This is a genomic window from Staphylococcus sp. HMSC069E10, assembly GCF_001809205.1.
Classification (GTDB): Bacteria; Bacillota; Bacilli; order Staphylococcales; family Staphylococcaceae; genus Staphylococcus; species Staphylococcus hominis.
Window position 1 is genome coordinate 48,112 of record NZ_KV796492.1, and the last position, 16,101, is coordinate 64,212.

A 16,101-nucleotide genomic window follows, 5' to 3' on the forward strand; every position below is an offset into this window, starting at 1 on the left:
TTATTACACGTAATAAAAAAAGACTATTTAATATTTTTACTTTGTTCATTTTTTCTTAAAATATGATTCATTTTAAACAAAATAGTCTATATTCTTCAACATATATATAACCTTTTGCAGTGATGCCTGAACAATATGAACGAATAAAAACTTTTATCGAAAATCAAAATAAAATAACGATGCCCTCTTTGTCGGATGATCAATTCAATATTCTGAATAGACGATTAATCGAAAAATATACAACTCATCAACTCGCTATGATTAGTTATTTTAGAAATGGTACGATTCATTCTATTGCAGCTTATATTAAACGTATTGATATTTTAAAGCGGTATATTACAATTAGTAATGAGAATGGCTCACAAACAATGCAACTCGAATTTGCAGTATTATGTCACATTGAATAATAAAAACGAGCGAGAATTGAACTCAATTCCGCTCGTATTTATCATTTATTTACTTGTTGTGACACCTTCATAGCCAATATTTACTTCTACTGTTCTTCCATGTGTGATAACAAAAGAAACAATTAATCCATCTTTCTTAGGTTGATATTCGAAAATACCACTTTTTTTATCACTTGGAGTACCCTTTACCTTTTTAAAATCTGAGCCATACGCTTTTTTCAATTGATTATATGTCAAATCTCCTTTAACACTAAATTGAACTTTATTCGCCTTCTTGCCATCTTTACTTACACCAGTAAATTTTTGGTTATATTTTTCAAGTTCTTTATTACTATGCGCTTTTTCAAATTTTATTCCATTCATTGTTACATTTCCATATTTAACTGCTTTAATAAACTGTTGATTTGTTACAAATTTTGCGTCTTTATCAACATATCCGTTATATACATAATATGGCTTTGTAGCTGCATGAGCTGTATCCTCGATTGGTAAAACAGTTGTACTTACGCCTAATACTGTCCCAAATGCTAAAGTAACTGATGCTATAGATTTAACTATTTTATTCATGATTGTCCTTCTTTCTCTAATGGATTTTTATTTCACTATTATTATCTCATACTCTTTGTCTTAATTCACTGTACTTTAGATGTATCTATCACAGAATTATGTAAATAAAATGTAATATGATTTGGTTATATAAATACTACCTATTTGTTGAACTTTGATTATAATAAATTAAAGAAATGAATTAAAAATGGAGGACTATCATTTGAAAAAAATATTAGCAACTATAGTCATTATATTACTTGTTGTGGCATTAGGATTCTCAGTCTTTTTTGCAGCCACTCATTCTAATCAATCTGACCCAAATCAAACACAATCTACTAAAAAGAAAGATAAAAAAGAAACTACTTCTGAAAGTCATACAGTTCAATCTAATGAAACAAGTCAGTCTGACAATGGTACCACTGCGCAATCTGAGTCAACAAGTCAATCAATACAAGAACAACAACAAACGACACAACGTCCCTCTACTGTTCAGACTACACAGCCAAAAACAAGCGAATCATCAAACACATCACAACATCGTTCAGAAAGTAACACATCAAAACAACCCACATCTCAAAGCACAGAAGACAAACCATCTTCAGAGCAAACATCAACTGAACAACCTTCAACAGAAGAAAAACCTTCATCGCAACAAAGTACGCAGTCTTCTACTGAAAGTCATACTCATCGTAGTAGTGAATCTAATAACAAATCTAATTAAAAATAATAGCCTGACTGATAATGATGTTTCATTATCAATCAGGCTCTTTTATTTTCTATTCTGTTACTTTACTTTCTTCTACACGTTTCGCAATTTTAGTCATAATTGGATCTAAGAATGGTTTAGCAATAAATCCAATTAAGAAGAAACCAAGACCGAAGAGCCCAAATATAATTAATTTTGTAATTAAAATTTCTGGTACAATACCACCTACAACTTCACGTAAACAATCAATTAAGTACGTAAATGGTAAGTAAGGTGAAATGTTTTGGAAGAACTTAGGTAGTGTAACTACTGGGAAGGTACCGCCACCGCCTGCAATTTGTAGTACTAAAAGAATGATGGCTACCGCTTTACCTGGGTTACCCAATATAGATACACACGTATAAACAATGGTATTAAACACTATGGCTCCAAATAATGCAACGAGTATAAAGAGCAATGGTGATTCTACTTGCGCATGAAGTAAGAATAAGTCACCTGTTGTCACAATGAGGGTTTGTAATACACCCATCAAGATAAAGAACATTCCTTTACCAAGATATTCTTGCCGTTTCGTTAACTGATCTGCTAATTCTTCATGTTTGTTATGCACTGTTAATAAACTCACTAATAATAAAGCGCCTACCCAAATGGATAATGCTGTATAGAATGGTGTCATACCTGAACCATAATCTCTGACTGGGAAAACATCAACTGTTTTCTTATTAATTGGGTTTGCGATAACATCTGCTTGTTTTTTCAAGTCGTTTTTCAGACTATTAACAAGCTTATCTACTGCATCATCATCGTCCAATTGATTGAATATATCATTAGCCTTATTTAAATCTCTTTCGATGCCAGGTAATTTTGTTTGTGCAAAGTTCGCTAAATTCGCTAAAGCTTCTTTTGCTTTTGGCTGATTCTCATCTAATAAATCTACTGCGTTATCGTATTTATCAAATAATGTTGGTAAGTTAGCATTAACAGTAGCTGTTGCATTCGCAAGACGTTGTTCTAAATCAGGTAAATCATTACGTACAAAGTTTGCAGCTTTTGCTACATTTTTTCGTACTGTTGGGAAGTAATTTTTAGCAGTTTGAGTTGCTTCAATATATCCCGCTTCAAGTGATGGTAATTCACTTTGAAGTGTTGCAATACGAGTTTGACCATCACCTACAATGTGTTGACCTGCTTGAATCACTTGATTAATCGTATTTAATTTAGATTGCACATCTGATAATACGACTTGGCCTTCACTTAATTGTTTTGTAATATCATTAGAAACTACAAGTAAACGATTATTTAAATTATTTTTAATGTAATCTCTATAACTACCTAAACCAGAATTTAAAGCTGGCAAGCTTCTTAATACATTAATAGACTCCGCACTACCTTTACCACCACTTGATAATGCATCAATCAATTGGTTAGTAGAACGTAACGTATCATTAATACGGTTATTGGTACTTTCGATTCGTTTAATTTGTGGTGCTAAATTCACATGTTCACGTTGTTGTAATTCTTTTAATACATCAATCAATTGTTGATTGTATTTTGAAGTGTTTTCTAAACGTCCTTTAATATTTCGAAGCATGTCATTATATTCTGTTGGACGATTAGAGGCAATAACACCATACGTTATATCTCTTAATGCTTTTACATCAGATTGTGATGCCTTAGCTTGCTTATCCGCATTTGAAGATAATGCAAGTAATGCTTCAGCAAGTCCACTATTCATTGATTTAACATCTTCATTCGAAAGAATCTGACCATTAGGTAATTGATCATTATTCGAACTATTACTTAGTTTTTGAATCGTATATTGAGGCATACCGTTGTCATTAGTTGTCGCACTTTGTTGTCGTAAATTATTATTCACATTACCATTAACTGCTTGTGCTCGCCTAGTTGCCTCTTGATAATCCCCAACACGTTGCTTAGCCATACCTAAATAACCTTGCGCATCATTAAGTTGTTGATTCGCTAAGTCTAATCCTTGACTCGCAATCTCTACCCCTCTATTAATTTTAGGGAATGTCTGAGGAATATCATCTGCTGCTACATTCACTAATTTCTGAATGTTAGGCATATATTCATTCAATGCGAGAATGAGTTTTGCTTTTTGATTTAAAGAAGGAATCGCTGCATTGACATCATTTAATTTTTGTTGAGCATTTAAAATATCATCTTTATAGGTATCTAAATCACGGAATTGATTCGCATATTGATCAAGCTGATCTTGATGATCATTAAGATAAACAATTCTATCTGCAATTTTATTCAATTTAGGTAAAGATTGATGGGCAGTATAGACTGCATTTTTAATTTTATCGATAGTTGGTACTTCGTCTTCAATTTGAAGACCTACTTTATTTGCTGCTTTCAATAATGCTTTCGTTACAGTAGTATTAAATTGTTTATTGGCTTCATCAACAATAATTGTCGAACCGGTATCAGTCATTTTAGGGGCGACAGCATTAATTTTTTGGTTCACTTTATATGTAATATCTGCTTTTTCCGGATGTTTACGAAGTGTTCCCGTAATTTGATGTGTAAATTTCTTAGGTATATAAATTCCTGCATAATATTTACCCATTCGTATTTCATGATCTGCTTTCTCCCGACTGACAAATTGCCAATCAAATTTATCATTGTTCTTCAATGTGTCTTCGAGCGTATTACCTACATTAATTTTCTTACCTCGAATTTTATCGCCTTGGTCTTCGTTTACAACTGCCACTTTAATATGACCTGTATTACTATATGGATCCCACATTGCCCATAAATTAAACCATGCGTAAAATGAAGGTAAAATTGCCAAACCGCCTAGAATTACCCAAGCAGCAGGTGTTTTAGCGACACGCTTTAAGTCTGTCAAAAATAGTTTAAACGCGTTCTTCATTTTCACTCTCCTAAAAATGAAATATTAAGAATTTATATCAATATGATTTAAAACATTGTTTTTTATATCGTAGAATTAGTATAATACTTTTATCACGAATGCCATAATTAGTTGATATACGTCAACAATTAAAATGGTACTCATGCATTATAGCAGAAAATAATTTTAGCGACAAAACTAATGCTACGTTAAAATACGATAGAAATCGTCTGACTTAAGACGGATTTATAAAATATATTATACAAAATTAAGGAGCGTTTATTGATGTCGAAGCAAAAATTTATGATATATTTGCTAACTACAACTCTGGTTTTACCAACATTTACATCTAGTGTTGCTCAAGCTGAAGAGAATACAAAAGAAACTAAAACATCTGAATCAAATAATGAGGATTCAACTTCTACATCAGAAACAACACATACTGAAAGCAATGAAACTCCATCTTCAGAAGATTCAACTTCTGATAGCTCTGATAATAAAAAGCCAGACTCTCAGTCAAAAGAAAGTCAATCAGACACAGTTTCAAATGAAGATGCCGCTTCTCATTCTAAACCATCATCAACACATTCGAAAAATAATCGTTCATCTAATACTAAAGATGAAGATACGTATCATACACCCTTATCTGTATTTAACATGAATGATTCAAATCATTCATTCTCATCAAATTTTTTAGATCCTAGTCACTTTGAAAATGGCTTTAGTTTAACAAGTTTGATTTCATCTTTATTCCATTTTGATGATGATATTTCTAAATATGAACATGTTGAAAGTGATTCATCTTCATCTAATACTAATGATGACAAAAATGCAACGAATACAACTTCTTCAGATGAAGATCGTACTGAATCATCACAGCAACACACAACAATCGATGCATCACCTCAAGACTCATCTGACAAGTCAAATAGTCATACCACATCATCAAATCAATCTGATGTACTAACAGAAAATAATCAATCAGATCAACCGTCTGAGTCATCATTTAAATATAGTAACAGTAATAACAATCATTCAACTGATGATTCTAGCGTAAGCAAAGCTTTAGATTCATTGAATCAATTAGCTTCCGATTTAAATGATTCTAATAATAATGAGTCATCGACATCTGAAAGTAGCAATCAATCAGCATCACAGCAAACAACAAACAACACAACATCTCAAACCGCTCAGGAAGATCAAGCAACGTCTAACAAAGATCGTCAACAATCAGAGGATGTACTAGATGCGCTTCTTGATAAATATAGTGATAAAGCACAACAAACACATGAAGACTATACATCATCTAAAAAAGACAGCACATCTCAAGCATCACAAAATGAAGATTCAAAAAAAGATACATCAACAACTCAAGACCAACTAGACACAAATAAAGACAATCCACAATTACCAACGGAAAAACAACTAAAACATAAACAAGAAGCACCACAATCATTTGAAAATGATTTTAAACAAAGTAATACACGCGCTATAAGTTTATTCCAAGACGTACCACAATTAGATGGGAACAATGTTACTAATGGAAAGATGGCAGTGGTAGAAAATAAAGCAACACGTGAATTTATTACATCTATTGCTAAAGATGCGCATAAAATTGGGCAAGATAATGACATTTATGCTTCTGTCATGATTGCGCAGGCCATTTTAGAATCAAGTTCAGGTAATAGCGCTCTTGCACAAGCACCAAACTACAATTTATTCGGTATGAAAGGTAGTTATAAAGGCGCTTCAGTTAACTTCAATACACTTGAAGCTAGTAGCGATAATCATATATTTAGTATTAATGCTAGTTTCCGTAAATATCCAAATCTTAAAGCTTCATTAAAAGATTATGCTGATTTAATCAAACACGGTATTGACGGTAATCCTACAATTTATAAATCATCTTGGAAAAACATTGCACCAAGTTATCGTTCAGCAACACGTCATTTAAGCCAAACTTATGCGACTGATCCAAACTATGCAACGAAATTAAATAGCTTAATTGAACATTACAATTTAACTGATTTTGATAAGAAACACATGCCTGATTTAGATAAATACTCAACATCAACAGGAAGTAGTGGCACAGATGTTTCAGGAAGTGCATTTAAGCCATTTTCAATTTCAGATGTTGCTTCACCGTATCCATATGGTCAATGTACTTGGTATGTGTACGAACGTGTTCAACAATTTGATAAACATGTAGGCGGTCATTGGGGCGATGCACATAACTGGGATAATAGCGCTGAAGACGCAGGTTATAGTGTAAGTACAACCCCTAAAAATCATACAGCTGTTGTATTTGAAGCAGGTCAATCTGGAGCAAGTGGGTTATATGGTCACGTTGCTTTCGTTGAAAAAGTCAATGATGATGGATCAATCATTATTTCAGAATCAAATGTAAAAGGATTAGGTATTGTATCATATCGCCAAATTGATGCGGATACTGCCTCATCTTTACACTATATTCAACCTAAATAAATGCATAACAAAAGCCATTGAGTTTCAAAAATTTGAAACTCAATGGCTTTTTTATTATGAATATACTAATACTTGGGCAACTAATAAGCCACCGCCAAAGATAAATACAAAAACGACAATTGGCCATACAAATTTAAACCAATGTGAATATTTCATATCCAACATTTGTAATGTAGCCATAATCAATCCTGTTGGTGCTAAAAATAGCATCGCATATTGTCCAAATTGATACGCTGTAACAATCACAAATCGAGGGATACCTACTGTATCAGCAAGTGGTGCAAATATTGGCATCGCCAGTACAGCTAATCCTGATGATGAAGGAATAATAAATCCTAGGAAGAAAAAGATAATCAATAATACAAGAATAAACAGTGGTCCATTCACATGTTTTACAAGTGATGATGAAAAATTTAACACTGTATCTGAAATCAGTCCATCATTCATAATCCTATTAATACCACGTGCAAGACCAATGATTAATGATACGCCTACTAAGCTTGATGCACCATTAACAAATGCATCGACCACTTTTTTCTCACCTAATCCATTCTTACCTAATGCGACAATAAGCATAATCACAATGGTAAAGGCTAAAAACATAGACGCCATAATCGGGAACCACCATCCCTGAGTCATGACGCCCCAAACCATAATTGGGAATGGCAAGATAAAGAGTATTAAAATAATTTTTTCACGTAAGGTAAAGATACTGTCTTCACCATTATTCTTAATCACTGACCATTGTCTTTCAAACTTCACTTTATCATCATAAGTGTATGATCGTTTCGGATTTTTTTTAATGCGTTTTGCATACCAGTATAAATATCCAATCGTAAAGATGGTTGCTACAATAAGTCCAGCAATACGCCAATATAATCCATCTACAAATGTTGTTCCTGCAGCATTAGAGGCAATGACTACTGAAAAAGGGTTAACGGTTGAAAACGTACTCCCAATAGAACTCGCCAGAAAAATAGATCCTACACATATAATAGAATCATAGCCCATCGCTATAAAAATAGGTACCAGAACTGGATAGAAAGCGACCGCTTCTTCTTCAATACCACATAACGTTCCACCTAAAATCATTAAGATGGATACCATAAAGACCAGTAAAAATTCATACCCTTTCGTTTTTTTAGTTAATGCTAATAATCCCGATTCAAAAGCACCACTCGTTTGTACGACGCCTATTAAACCACCAAGCACAAGAATAAATACCATGACATCGACAGCTTCAATCGTTCCATTTACCATACTTGTCGTAATTTGATCGGGACCCGCTGGCTTTTGTTTCAAGCGCTCGTAAGTTCCAGGAATCGATATCGGTTTATTGATAGCACCTGATTTAAATTGATTCACATCAATTTTGACACCTAATTTATCAAGTTGCTCTTGTGTCCCTGGGACTGTCGTTGTTTTATGATGTGCATCGACAATCTTAAATTCATGCGCTCCTGGATTATAAGAAAGCTTAGAATACGCACCTGCTGGCACAATCCAAGTTGCTAACACCGCAATAATGGTTAAAATAAATAATATTGTAAATGCACCAGGCATTTTTAATCGAAACCGTTTTTTCTCTTTTTTATCAGATGCTATATGCGATACGCGTTCACTGTGTTCCATGCTCCCCACCCCTTTAATCTTAATCACTTCAACATGTGCCACGTCATAATTACAATTGAGTCATTTTAAAATTGTTTTTTCACACTTCAAGTTTATGTCTAATGCATATGACATTCAATGATGATTTAAAGTAAATTGACTATGATTCATACTTTGGATACATCTTTTACATATGTTGAGTTGTCAATTTAAGTGTAACAACGCAACATATAAAAATAGAGTAAATAATTAATGTTCAATGGCATTAATTATTTACTCATAATTATTTTTGGTTTAGTTATTAGATTGGTGATGTTTACGACGACTGAACCATACAAGTGCACCGCCTGCAATAGCAATCACTGCTACAATTGGAATCCAGTTTTTCTTAATGGCTTCACCTGTTGCAGGTAATGATAAATTTCCATCACTATTAAATAAACCGCTAAGTAAACCATCATCGCCTAAATGACCTAATGATAAACCTTGTGTTGGATTAGGAATATCACTTATACCATCAAGTAAGCTATTTCCATTTGTTAATCCATCAAGCAAACTACTACCTGAAGGAAGATTGCCTAATAAATGACTTCCAGTTAAACCACCTAGTAAATCTAATCCATTACCTAATAGATTTGAACCGAGATTGGAACCACTTGTGTTACCCGTAATACGATCTAATAATGATGGTCGATTTACAATTGGATCAAGAATATAGTTTAATCTATTTTTGGCTTGACCTAAGCTATTTTGAAGTTGTAATAAGTCATTGGCTTTACCATTAATTGTACTTTTCACTAAATCCAAAGCATTCGCTTTATCAGATTGTACTCTTGAAATAATATCAGCTAAAGCGTTCGCTTTTGCTTGGTTTAATTTTGTTGCTAACATTGTTTCAATGGCTTGTTTACGATTAGACGTTTTATCTAAAATATCATTTAAAATATCATCACTAGACACAAGCCCATGTTGATTAAATGCTTGTTTTAAGCGCTCAACAATTTGTGAATTTGTTAAATGGTCATTGGCTAATCGTTTCGCAATAGTAGCCGCTTCATTTTGCCCTAAACGTGTAGATAAAATTGTTTTTAATAAATCCTCTTTATTAGTAGCTTGTTCTAACATAGATTTTAAAATGTCATCACTCGTTGTTGAAGTTAATCCATCAATTTGTTTCATAATCTGATCTGCAATTTGTTTATCAGACTGCCCTTTTGTTTTAATATTTTTCAAGATGTGTTGTGCTTCATTTTTACTAAACACGCTGTTTAATATATCTTCAACTGCATGTTGTTTGTCAGACGCTTGTTGCAAACGATTAAGAATAATATCACGGTTATTCTCTATATTTTTACGTACAGTTTCAATGTCATTATCAATAGCTTGTTTATCTTTTTTCGCTAAATCAGCTTGATGTTGAATGTTATCACGTAAATCAGATAATTGATCTAATTTACGATTGATATATAAATGACTGGCATCATCTTTACTATTTTCAATTTTAGCAATAGCTTGATTAATTTTTTCAGTTTCTGATAATTGGTGATTCACTTTATCAAATTGATGATGTCGTACATCTGTATCTAAGTCTTGATCTTTATGCGTATTGTTTAATTTAGCTAATTCATCTAATACATGATGGTTTGAATTAGAATGTGTTGTGTCTTCTGTTGTTGGCGCTTCTTGAGTGCTAGATGATTCAGTTGTCGCCTCTTCAGTATTATTGTCATCACTTGGTAATTGGTTTGAATTGTTTTCTTTTGAACTTTCCATGTCTTTTTTAGCACTATCGATATCATTTTTAATACTATCTAATTTATCAACAATAGAAGTTTCTGATTTAGAAGAGGTTGGTTGATTTGAAGGATCCTCAGTTGTTGGTGCTTCTTTTGATGATTCTTCCGTAGTGGATTCCTCTTTCGTTACTTCATCAGTTGTGTTTTCAGAAGTATTTGATTCAGAAGACGAAGATTCATTTGATGTTGTTGCATCTTTTTGTTGACCGCTATCAACTTTATTAGATAGAGCATCTAAATCTGATACGATGTTATCTAAATCATTTGATATATTAGATGTATCATCAGCAGAAGTGTCGTGACTTGTTGTAGCTTTTTCTTCTGTTGACGCATCTTGAGTGCTAGATGATTCAGTACTATTATCCTTGTTTGAAACGTCCGTTGTGTTTTCTTGTGCTGTTGCTTTATTTTCTTTTTTCGCTTCTTTGATTATATTTTTAATTTCAGTCTGATTTTTAGCACTTTCAATATCTTCTTTATAACTTTTTAACTCAACTGCACTTAAATGTTTTAGTTGCTTAATGTCTTTTTTCGCTTTATTAATTGCATCTTGTAAATCTTTTTGAACATGTGTTGAAGTTTCAGAAGTTGCTGTTTCTGCATCTTGTGTTGCTGCAAATGCATCTTTAGTAAACCCGTAACCTACAAGTGAACTACTTAATATTAAAGCTGAACATGACACTTTTAAATACGAACTTAACTTCGACATTTTACGATTTTCGTTTTGCGTATTTTTATTCATTAATGCCACCCTTTTTTAGTGATATTCCATTTCATTATATAACATTTTACATAAAACTTGAATGTCTTATTATATTTTTATTTATTCGTTTTAATCAAAGATTAAACATCATTAACTATTATATTTTTAAGCGTTTTATATTCATTTTTCGAATATTCGTTACCTCTACTGAATACTGATATTGACCTGTTAAATCAATCAGCGATAAAAACTTATTGTGTCCTGCGCCTGTATCTATAGATAATTCATTTTTATTTTTATAAATCTCGTCTTTCTTTAATCCATAGCGATTATTCGGTACATGACCATGAACTAAATATTTATTTTTAGGAATCTGACGATTAAGCGAATGTGAATAATGTCCAGTAGTATATTCTTTAATCTGCTTATTCAAAGGTTTATTGGTATCTATTCCTGCATGTGCAAAAATATAATTACCAATCACTTCAACAGCAGATAATTCACGTAAGAACGGATGCCAACGCTTAATCTTTTTATCTTTACTATTTAACCAGCGCATTTCATGATTACCTGCTAAAGCAAGCGCACCACGTCGTTTTAACCTTTTAACTAATTTTAATGTTCCAAATGAATCCGGTCCATTATTGACATAATCCCCCATAAGTACGAGCTGATCTTTTTTTGGATTATATTTTGCTCGTTTTAAAAGTATGGAAAGGGCTTTTCGATGTCCATGAATATCAGAAATCACAAGTAGTCTTTCTGACATGTAAATCTCTCCTTAAATGTAAATGCTTTATGTTGTAAGATTTGTTAAGCAACATTGTTATTACCCTCAATTTTTAATTTAATACATGAGAGCGTAACAAAATTTTTATTCAATCCTCTACTGATAATACTGTATATTCCATTATAATGTATCAACATTAACTAACTTTAAACAATTTATTAACGTAACCTCAAAATTCTTTCTTTAATATAAACAATAGAATAGAAAAAATTTATATATTTTGGGGAATTAATTTATGAATACAAAACAAATGATGATTTTTAAAAATTTTGTTGAATTGCAGAATGAAAATGCTGTTGCTGAAAAACTGGGGATAACGCAACCAACTGTAACATTTCATCTAAAAAATTTAAATAACGAACTTGGAATACCCTTATATTTTAAAAAAGGGAAATGTTTCAATTTAACAGATGCTGGAGACTTACTTTATCGTAATTCTAATAAAATGCTAAATTTAATTGATGAAACAACACATATGATTGAAGAATTCAAACAATCCAAACGTGGGACTTTACGCGTTGGAGCAAGTCATGCACCTATTTATAGTATTCTTCCTACCACTTTAAAAAAATATATGCATGATTATCCAAATATTGATATGAATTTAATTGTAGATACTGCTCCTATGATACTAAAGAAAATAAAAGATAGAGAGATTGATATCGGCGTTATTTCAGAAAAAGGATTCAATGAAAAAGAATTGAAAGTGAAACGTCTTCAAGAAAATCCACTTGTTATCGCAATGGATAAAAGACATCCTTTGGCTTCAAAAACAGATATTTCATTAGAAGATTTAAATGCGTATCGTTTCATTATTCATAGTAGTGGTTCAACACGAGAAAGTATTGATGATTGGCGAAAAAACAATTTTATTGATTTAAATGTTCATATGGAATCAAATAGTATTAGTAGTATATTAACCATTATTAAAGATTCTAATTATCTGAGTCTTGTAAGTCAAAGCACCTTATTCCATCATCCTAATATTATTGGCAAGTCATTAAAAGAAGGCCCACCTTCAAGTTATATCTCTATCGTTTACCGGGCAGATCATCATCTCACTGCTCTTATTCAAAACTTTATGACATTAATCTATTCTTTAAAAAATGAAAGTATTTAGACGTCAATGAGATGAAAAGATCATTTATATAACCAAAGGAGTAGAAAACAATTCTTGTAGAATTCATTTTCTACTCCTTTTAATTATTTTATTAAATGTAAATTTATTATAAATTTTATTAATAAATAACTATAAAAATGATAACATTTTTACATTATATTAATAAATCGCTATAAAAATTTGTCTGTTCCTAATATAATAAAATTAAGAGAACACCGTTTTCATCAATTTTGATATGAAGGAGGCTGAGTTGATGCTTATACTTTCTATTATTTTACTAGTAGTTGGTATCATACTCATCTCTATTAGTAGCTTCGTCGCATATAGACAAGATATTGATCTTAGAGAAAAAATATATTTACCTGGCGTTTTATTTGTACTCATTGGTGCAATTTGTCTTATCGGATATTTCGTAGCTTAAATTTATACATATCATAAAGAGAAGGATAACGAATTTTAAATGAATGTTATCCTTCTCTTTTTTATGCTCCTCCTCACTTCTTCTATAAAAAAACAACAATTTTAATAAAATGTTGCATTTTCCAACGTCTTAAATTTTTTAATGGTACACATATAATCAAACTCTTGTTAAATTATAAAATACGTTCTATTAACGTACATTGTCTAATAACGCTATTTTAACAATAAAAGGAGGTATTATATTGGCAAATCTATTATATAAACTTGGTACATTTATCGCTAAGCATAAATGGCTAAGTATTATTATATGGTTAGTCGTACTTGGTGTAGTGATTGCGCCTCTATTAGTTACTTCACCAAAATTTGATAGTGATATCAAAATGAATGGATTAAAATCCATTGATACGAATGATAAAATCAGTAAAGAATTTCATCAAGACAGTGAAAAAGCGTCCATGAAGATTGTCTTTCATTCAAATAAAGAGGATGGATTGAAAGATAAAACAACGAAAAAAGACATAGAGGATGCCTTAGATAATATTAAACAAGATGATGATTATATACAAAACATTTCTAATCCATATGAGTCGGGACAGGTCAATAGTGAAGGCGATACAGCTATTGCTAATATCAGCTATGTTGTCCCTCAAACAAGTATGCAAGATTCATCTAAAAAGATAGTAAATAAAGCACTTCAAGATATTAAAGATAATCACAACATTCAAATTGAAAAAACAACTGGTATGTCAATGGGCTCTGAACCTGGTGGTGTTTCTGAAATAGTAGGTATCGTAGTTGCTTTCATTATTTTACTTATCACATTTGGCTCTCTTATTGCAGCAGGTATGCCAATTATTAGTGCGATTCTTGGTTTAGTAACAAGTGTCGGTATGATTTCATTACTTACATTTATGTTTGACATTCCAAACTTCACATTAACACTAGCTGTAATGATTGGCTTAGCGGTAGGTATTGACTATTCTTTATTTATTCTATTTAGATATAAAGAAATTAAAAAATCAGGTACTGCCACGGTAGAAGCAATTGGTAAAGCAGTAGGTACTGCAGGTAGTGCTGTTATCTTTGCTGGTATTACAGTAATGATGGCAGTGTGTGGTTTATCACTAGTAGGCATTGATTTCTTAGCAATTATGGGATTTGCTTCAGCTATTAGTGTGTTATTCGCTGTTTTAGCAGCCTTAACATTACTTCCTGCATTAATTAGTATTTTCCATAAAAGTATTAAAATTAAAAATAAGCCTACTAAAAATAAAGACCCTAAACATCATCCATGGGCTAAATTCGTTGTAGGTAAACCTGTGCTTGCAACGATTATTAGTTTAGTGATTCTTATTCTAGCTATCATTCCAATCACAGGCATGCGTCTTGGTATTCCTGATGACAGTCTTAAACCAAACGATTCTTCTGAGCATAAAGCGTATCAACTGATTTCAGATAATTTTGGTGAAGGCTATAACGGACAAATTGTAATGTTAGTGAATACTAAAGATGGTGGAAGTAAAACATCAATTGAAAATGATTTAAGTAATATGCGTAGAGATATAGAAGATTTAGATAATGTAGATACAGTATCTAAAGCACAATTGAATGGTAATAATCACTATGCTATCTTTACGATTATTCCAAATGAAGGTCCAAACGCTAAATCTACCACAGATCTTGTATATGAATTGAGAGATTATCACAAAGATGCCGAAGATAAATATCATTATGACACTGAGATTTCTGGTCAAAGCGTCATTAATATCGATATGTCAGAAAAACTGAATGATGCTATCCCAGTATTCGCTAGCGTTATCGTTATACTAGCATTTATTTTACTTATGATTGTATTTAGATCTATCCTTGTACCATTAAAAGCAGTACTTGGATTTGTCTTATCATTAATGGCAACCCTTGGATTTACAACCTTAGTCATGCAAGATGGTGTGATGAGTGGTCTATTTGGTGTAGACAATACAGGTCCATTACTTGCCTTTTTACCTGTTATTACAATCGGTTTATTATTCGGATTAGCCATTGACTATGAATTATTCTTAATGACACGTGTTCATGAAGAATACAGCAAAACTGGAGATAATGATCACTCTATTCGCGTAGGTATTAAAGAAAGTGGTCCAGTTATCGTTGCCGCTGCATTAATTATGTTCAGTGTGTTTATTGCCTTTATCTTCCAAGATGATACTGCAATTAAATCAATGGGTCTTTCTCTTGCATTTGGTGTATTATTTGATGCTTTTATTGTCAGAATGACATTAATTCCTGCTTTAACTAAATTATTCGGTAATGCATCTTGGTACTTACCGAAATGGTTAGGTGTTATATTACCTAAAATTGATGTTGAAGGTAAAGCATTAGAAGAACATCATGAATCTTCTACTTCTAATTACAAACATTCAGAGGCCCCTCGTTATAGAGAATTCGTTGATACACAAGATGTATCTTATCAACATCAAAATCGCAGCTATGCTACCCATTCTAATAATTATAATGCATATGATGATGTTGATTACGAAGCTTTATATACCGAAGAAGGTACACCTGAAACGGTTCATTCTAAGCGACAAGAACAGCATGACACTACAACTTATTTTGATAAAACCACACACCTATACA

10 protein-coding genes and 1 pseudogene are annotated in these 16,101 nt (G+C 32.0%); 6 read left to right on the forward strand and 5 right to left on the reverse strand.

Going from position 1 to position 16,101, the window contains the following annotated elements; all coding sequences use genetic code 11:
• Positions 1 to 122: 122 nt before the first annotated feature.
• On the forward strand, positions 123 to 407 hold the full coding sequence (locus HMPREF2561_RS08875; protein ID WP_079335392.1) for a YolD-like family protein: 285 nt from the start codon (positions 123 to 125) through the stop codon (positions 405 to 407).
• A gap of 45 nt (positions 408 to 452) precedes the next feature.
• On the opposite strand, the gene HMPREF2561_RS08880 is transcribed toward HMPREF2561_RS08875, so the two are convergent.
• Positions 453 to 974 (reverse strand): immunodominant staphylococcal antigen IsaB family protein, encoded by a 522-nt coding sequence (locus HMPREF2561_RS08880; RefSeq protein WP_049419659.1) that lies wholly within the window; start codon positions 972 to 974, stop codon positions 453 to 455.
• 202 nt (positions 975 to 1,176) lie between these two features.
• On the opposite strand from HMPREF2561_RS08880, the gene HMPREF2561_RS08885 reads away from it, so the two are divergent.
• Entirely contained in the window at positions 1,177 to 1,677 is a 501-nt protein-coding gene (locus HMPREF2561_RS08885) for a hypothetical protein (RefSeq protein WP_049419660.1), read from the forward strand.
• A 55-nt stretch (positions 1,678 to 1,732) separates the two neighbouring features.
• On the opposite strand, the gene HMPREF2561_RS08890 is transcribed toward HMPREF2561_RS08885, so the two are convergent.
• Entirely contained in the window at positions 1,733 to 4,561 is a 2,829-nt protein-coding gene (locus tag HMPREF2561_RS08890; protein ID WP_049419661.1) for a YhgE/Pip domain-containing protein, read from the reverse strand.
• A gap of 264 nt (positions 4,562 to 4,825) precedes the next feature.
• On the opposite strand from HMPREF2561_RS08890, the gene HMPREF2561_RS08895 reads away from it, so the two are divergent.
• A complete protein-coding gene (locus tag HMPREF2561_RS08895) occupies positions 4,826 to 7,024 on the forward strand; it encodes an amidase domain-containing protein (RefSeq protein WP_049419662.1) in 2,199 nt (732 codons plus the stop codon).
• 54 nt (positions 7,025 to 7,078) lie between these two features.
• Here the strand turns inward: HMPREF2561_RS08895 and HMPREF2561_RS08900 are convergent, their stop codons facing one another.
• The 3 genes from HMPREF2561_RS08900 to HMPREF2561_RS08910 form a co-directional block, all read right to left on the reverse strand.
• The gene (locus HMPREF2561_RS08900; protein WP_049382166.1) at positions 7,079 to 8,656 is read right to left on the reverse strand and encodes a YfcC family protein; all 1,578 of its coding nucleotides are present in this window, start codon (positions 8,654 to 8,656) and stop codon (positions 7,079 to 7,081) included.
• Positions 8,657 to 8,929: 273 nt separating this feature from the next.
• Positions 8,930 to 11,173, reverse strand: a complete 2,244-nt coding sequence (locus HMPREF2561_RS08905) for an LPXTG cell wall anchor domain-containing protein (protein WP_049382165.1) — start codon at positions 11,171 to 11,173, stop codon at positions 8,930 to 8,932.
• A gap of 118 nt (positions 11,174 to 11,291) precedes the next feature.
• Positions 11,292 to 11,903: a metallophosphoesterase gene (locus HMPREF2561_RS08910; protein ID WP_002449416.1), complete on the reverse strand. Its 612-nt coding sequence runs from the start codon at positions 11,901 to 11,903 to the stop codon at positions 11,292 to 11,294.
• Positions 11,904 to 12,159: 256 nt separating this feature from the next.
• Between HMPREF2561_RS08910 and HMPREF2561_RS08915 the strand changes: the two genes are divergently transcribed.
• The 3 genes and pseudogenes from HMPREF2561_RS08915 to HMPREF2561_RS08920 form a co-directional block, all read left to right on the forward strand.
• Positions 12,160 to 13,044, forward strand: a complete 885-nt coding sequence (locus tag HMPREF2561_RS08915; protein ID WP_002449315.1) for a LysR family transcriptional regulator — start codon at positions 12,160 to 12,162, stop codon at positions 13,042 to 13,044.
• A gap of 253 nt (positions 13,045 to 13,297) precedes the next feature.
• Positions 13,298 to 13,465 (forward strand): hypothetical protein, encoded by a 168-nt coding sequence (locus HMPREF2561_RS10900; protein ID WP_002449294.1) that lies wholly within the window; start codon positions 13,298 to 13,300, stop codon positions 13,463 to 13,465.
• A 241-nt stretch (positions 13,466 to 13,706) separates the two neighbouring features.
• Positions 13,707 to 15,864, forward strand: a pseudogene (locus tag HMPREF2561_RS08920) (MMPL family transporter); the annotation flags it as partial.
• Positions 15,865 to 16,101: the final 237 nt, after the last annotated feature.

Coding starts and splice junctions, on each gene's coding strand:
- HMPREF2561_RS08875 (WP_079335392.1), top strand. CDS start 123: ATGCCTGAACAATATGAACGAATAAAAACTTTTATCGAAAATCAAAAT.
- HMPREF2561_RS08880 (WP_049419659.1), bottom strand. CDS start 974: ATGAATAAAATAGTTAAATCTATAGCATCAGTTACTTTAGCATTTGGG.
- HMPREF2561_RS08890 (WP_049419661.1), bottom strand. CDS start 4,561: ATGAAGAACGCGTTTAAACTATTTTTGACAGACTTAAAGCGTGTCGCT.
- HMPREF2561_RS08895 (WP_049419662.1), top strand. CDS start 4,826: ATGTCGAAGCAAAAATTTATGATATATTTGCTAACTACAACTCTGGTT.
- HMPREF2561_RS08900 (WP_049382166.1), bottom strand. CDS start 8,656: ATGGAACACAGTGAACGCGTATCGCATATAGCATCTGATAAAAAAGAG.
- HMPREF2561_RS08905 (WP_049382165.1), bottom strand. CDS start 11,173: ATGAATAAAAATACGCAAAACGAAAATCGTAAAATGTCGAAGTTAAGT.
- HMPREF2561_RS08910 (WP_002449416.1), bottom strand. CDS start 11,903: ATGTCAGAAAGACTACTTGTGATTTCTGATATTCATGGACATCGAAAA.
- HMPREF2561_RS08915 (WP_002449315.1), top strand. CDS start 12,160: ATGAATACAAAACAAATGATGATTTTTAAAAATTTTGTTGAATTGCAG.
- HMPREF2561_RS10900 (WP_002449294.1), top strand. CDS start 13,298: ATGCTTATACTTTCTATTATTTTACTAGTAGTTGGTATCATACTCATC.